Below are 4,684 nucleotides of genomic sequence, written 5' to 3'. Positions count from 1 at the left end.
ATCCTGATCGACGGCACCGCCAAGTCGATCACCTTCACCAAGACGCAAGCGACGATAACTGCCAACGGTGAGACTGTCGCGGTCGCGCTCGGCACCGGCAAGCCGCTGATCTCGGGACCGGTTCCCGGCTGGATCACCGCGCATGAGGATGAGGTGGTCGCCGACATGGGCTTTGCCGGCGAGTCCCGCGTCGCCGTTGACCGCGTCAGGATACGCAAGCGGTTTCTAGGCTGGGCAAATTTCGTCTTCGACACGCGTTCGCCTTTCTTCGGCAAGTCGGCAAGCGAAGTCGCTTCGCTGATCGTCTCCGGGCCGGAACTGAAACCGGGCACGTCAAATCTGGCGCTGGCCGGCGACAACATCTGGAACAACGCCCAGTGGCAGCATGGCGATGTCTGGACGAAGCTCCTGCAGACCATCGTCATGGCCTTTCTCGGCACCATGCTGGGCGGCATCGTCGCCTTCCCGCTGGCCTTCTTCGCCGCCCGCAACATCACGCCCAGCCGGCTGGTCAACCAGGTGCTCAAGCGCTTCTTCGATTTCATGCGCTCCATCGACATGCTGATCTGGGCGCTGTTCTTCACCCGCGCCTTCGGGCCGGGACCGCTGGCTGGCAGTGCGGCGATCTTCTTCACAGAGGTCGGCACGCTCGGCAAAACCTATTCCGAGGCGCTGGAGAACATCGACGACAGGCCGCGCGAGGGGATTACCTCGACCGGAGCCAACGGCCTCCTGGTGCAGCGCTACGGCGTGCTGCCGGAAGTGGTGCCGGTGTTCATCAGCCAGACGCTCTATCAGTGGGAATCCAACACCCGCGGCGCCACCATCATCGGCGCTGTCGGCGCCGGCGGCATCGGCCTGAAACTGTGGGAAGCGATGCGCACCAACTCAAACTGGGCCAACGTCTTCTACATGGTGCTGCTGATCTTGGCCGTCGTCTTCATCTTCGACAACATCTCCAACTTCCTGCGCCGCCGGCTGAGCCAGACGATCCACGACTACAACAGGATCCAGGCTGAGCAGGGGTAGGCTTGTGATGCAGACGCGCAAGTCGTCTCGACCGGCGCCAAAGGATCGACCCCCACTCCGTCGAGCTTCGCTCGACACCTTGTATCTACACGAGAGAGATTTCGTGGGATTAGAGCGATTGAGCCAAGGTCCGGGTGGCCGCCCGGACCTTGGCTTGGCGAAGTCGCCCGTACCACCTGAGGTTACAGCCGCGGGAGAGCTTGGGATCTTCGCCTTCATCACGCACGACCGAACAGTCGCTTGGTTCCAACCGTACGCACAAGGCAGGTTACCGTGAACAGGATTATTTGTGGAGTTGATGTTTCGAAAGATTGGCTGGACGCGCATGTCTGGCCTGGCGGAGCGGCAGCGCGCTTCGCCAACGACGCGGCGGGGATCGCAGCTCTTTGGCTGTTCTGCCGCAGCCATGACGCAGTCCTTGCGGTGATGGAGGCATCGGGCGGCTATGAACGGCTGGGATTCATGCTCTTGTGGGCGCACGGCATGCCGTGCGGCGTGGTCAATGCCAAGAGCGTGCGCCGTTTCGCCGAGGCGATGGGCTATCTTGAGAAGACCGACAGGATCGACGCCGCTGTCATCGCCCACTACGGCGCAGTCAAGAACACTGTGCCGACGCCACCGCCAAGCGCCGCCCAGCAGCGGCTTGCCGCGTTGGTTGGCCGGCTTTGCCAGATTGTCGGCGATGCGACCATCAACAAGCAGCGTAGAAGTGCCGCACGCGACGCCGAGGTATGCGCCAGCATCGAGGCGATGCTGGCCTTCCTCAAGCGCGAGCAACGGCGCCTGGAAGGCGAGATTGCCTCGATGATCGATGACGATCCGCTGTGGGCCAGGCTGGAGCAGGCCTTTCGTTCGCTGAAGGGCGTGGCCGGACGCACCGTCGCCCGCCTGATGGCCGAACTGCCCGAGATCGGCCTCATCTCCAACAAGGCCATCGCCAAGCTGGCAGGCCTCGCTCCCTTCGCCAACGATAGCGGCAAGCGCACCGGCAACAGGCATGTGCGCGGCGGACGCGCCGGGCCGCGTGGCATCCTCTTCATCGTCGCAGCCATCGTGGCCAAATTCGATCCCAATCTCAAAGCTTTCGCTCAACGGTTGCAACAGGCGGGAAAGCCAAAAATGCTCATCCGCATCGCACTCGCCAGAAAACTCCTCGTCATCCTCAATGCAAAAGCACGCGATGCGCGCAACGAGTTCGCGAGTGCAACTTGACACCCCAGATAGTCGCTCTCCCCCGATCGACGGGGTAGAGGAAAGCGCCAGGCTGTCCGAGCCGACGCCTGTCCTCTTAGGCCGAGTGTCCCCCAGGCCGAGGCTTCCTTCCTCTCCCTCCGGAGGGGGGAGAGAGGTGGCTCGGCGAAGCCGAGACGGAGTGGGGGAACCACCTGGCAACCGCCGCGAACGCAAATAGAAAATGGGCCAGGGCGCCTAAGCCGCCTTCTTCCACCCGCTCTTGATATGCCTATACCCCTCCCGATAAACCGCTTCCGGGGTCTCTGAAAAATCCCGCCACACCTTGGTCGCCGCCGCCAAATCCTTGAGTGAGCGGCCGAACGCCTCGATCGTCAGCCAATCGTCATAGCCGCTCTTGCGGATGGCGGAAAACGTTTCGGTCCACGGAATGTTGCCGCGCCCCGGCACGCCGCGATCATTCTCCGAGATATGGATATGCACGACATTCCTGCGGTGTTTCGTGTAGGCGCCGATCGGGTCGGCCTCCTCGATATTGGCGTGGAAGGTGTCGTACATCGCCTTGATGTGCGGCCGGTCGATGGCGTCGATATGCTCCGACAGGTCCGCCATCGTGTTGAGCAGGTAGCATTCGAAGCGGTTCAGCGCCTCGAGCCCGATGGTGACGCCCTTGTTGCCGGCATGGTCGCCGATGGCGCGCTGCGAGCCGACGGAGCGCTTCTTCTCCGCGGCCGTCGGCCCAGAGCCGGAAAAGGACCCGAGCGTCGAATGCAGAGGGCCGCTCAGCGTGCTGGCGCCAAGCGCCTGCGCGCAGTCGATCGCCCATTTCATGTAGTCGACACCGGCCTTGCGGGTTGCCGCGTCGGCCGCGATCAAATTCATCGCCGGATCGCCCATGGCCGAAACCGCAGTCCGCTCCAGCCCGATGCGGTCGAGCAGATCGCCGAGCTTTCTATAATCGTCCGGCGTGCCGGCGAAGATCGGTATCTCGACGCCATCGAAACCGGTCGCCTTGATGTCGCGCAGCAGCGGCTCGTGTTTCTTCGACACCGCCGTCGTCCACAAGAACATGCACATGCCGATTTTCATCGACGCCCCCTCCCCTTAGATTCCTCGGATCGCCGGGGTGTTGAGATTCAGGTCAGGCCAAGCCGAAAACGGCTGGTTCCGAGAACCGGAGCGGAGCGTACTTTTGGGTACGTGAGCACCGGAAGCGCAGGAAACGGCCGTTTGCAGGCCGGCCTCACCTGAATCTCAGCGCCCCTTGGACTAGAGCTTCGTCCACGCCCCGTTCTTCTTCGACGACTTCACGCAAGCCTCGATGAAGGCCATGCCCTCGACGCCGTCCTGTATGGTCGGGAAGACGACATCCTTTGCCGGCTTGCCGCCCTTGCGGCGTGCCGCCCGGATGGCGCGTGCGGCCTCCTGGTAGATGTTGGCGAAGCCTTCGAGGTAGCCTTCCGGATGGCCTGACGGCACGCGGCTGACACGGCCCGCCACCGGCAGCGCGCCGGCGCCATTGCGGGTAATCAATTGCTTTGGCTGGCCGAATGGGGTGTACCAGAGATAGTTCGGGTCGGCCTGCACCCATTCCAGCCCACCCTTCGAGCCATAGATGCGCAGCTTCAGCCCGTTCTCATGGCCGGGCGCCACCTGGCTTGCCCAGATCATGCCCTTGGCCGGGTGCGTCTTGCCGGTAGGCTTGAAGCGCAGCATGACGTTGACGTTGTCATCCAGTAGCCGTCCCGGCACGAAGGCGTCGAGATCGGCCGACAGGGAGTCCAGTTCCAGCCCCGAGACGAAGCGGGCGAGGTTGTAGGCATGCGTGCCGATATCGCCCAGCGCACCGCCGGCACCTGCCTGCTTGGGGTCGGAGCGCCACGCCGCCTGCTTCTGGCCTGTCGCCGCCAAATCCTCGGTCAGCCAGTCCTGCGGATATTCGGACTGCACGATGCGGATGTCGCCGAGCACGCCCTTGGCGACCATTTCGCGTGCTTGCCGCACCATCGGATAGGCGGTGTAGTTGTGCGTCAGCACGAACACCTTGCCGGTCTTCTCGACTATCGCCGCGAGCTTTTTCGCTTCGGCCAGCGTCGTCGCCAGCGGCTTGTCGCAGATGACGTGGATGCCGGCCTCGAGGAAAGCTTTTGCCGCTGGCACATGCACATTGTTGGGCGTGACGATGGCCACCGCTTCGATGCCGTCGGGGCGCTTCGCCTCGGCCTTGGCCATCTCGGCATAGGATGCGTAGCTGCGTGAGGGGTCGAGCCCCAGTTCGGCCGCCGAGGCCTTGGCACGGGCCGGGTCGGCTGACAAAGCGCCGGCAACCAGCACGAACTCGTTGTCCAGCCGCGCCGCGATCCGATGCACCGCGCCGATGAAGGCGCCTTGCCCGCCGCCGACCATGCCGTAGCGGATCGGGCCGCCTCCCGTTTCCGACTTCGATGCGCCGACCATATCTTGC

4 protein-coding genes are annotated in these 4,684 nt (G+C 63.6%); 2 read left to right on the top strand and 2 right to left on the bottom strand.

All coding sequences use genetic code 11. The features are described 5' to 3' along the window. Positions 1–1,029, top strand: a 1,029-nt coding sequence (gene phnE / locus EN994_RS18545; protein ID WP_127307711.1) for a phosphonate ABC transporter, permease protein PhnE, incomplete at its 5' end; no start/stop codon positions are given. Between the two features lie 273 nt (positions 1,030–1,302). Next, a complete protein-coding gene (locus EN994_RS18540; protein ID WP_063169043.1) occupies positions 1,303–2,241 on the top strand; it encodes an IS110 family transposase in 939 nt (312 codons plus the stop codon). 216 nt (positions 2,242–2,457) lie between these two features. On the opposite strand, the gene EN994_RS18535 is transcribed toward EN994_RS18540, so the two are convergent. Then, a complete protein-coding gene (locus EN994_RS18535; RefSeq protein ID WP_063169044.1) occupies positions 2,458–3,309 on the bottom strand; it encodes a sugar phosphate isomerase/epimerase in 852 nt (283 codons plus the stop codon). A 180-nt stretch (positions 3,310–3,489) separates the two neighbouring features. Next, positions 3,490–4,677, bottom strand: a complete 1,188-nt coding sequence (locus EN994_RS18530) for a Gfo/Idh/MocA family oxidoreductase (protein WP_013529510.1) — start codon at positions 4,675–4,677, stop codon at positions 3,490–3,492. Positions 4,678–4,684 lie beyond the last annotated feature (7 nt).

This window comes from Mesorhizobium sp. M7A.F.Ca.CA.002.09.1.1, from assembly GCF_003998555.1.
In the GTDB taxonomy this organism is placed as follows: Bacteria; Pseudomonadota; Alphaproteobacteria; order Rhizobiales; family Rhizobiaceae; genus Mesorhizobium; species Mesorhizobium ciceri.
The sequence above is the reverse complement of the archived record's forward strand: the minus strand, read 5'-3'. Positions and strand labels throughout refer to the sequence as shown.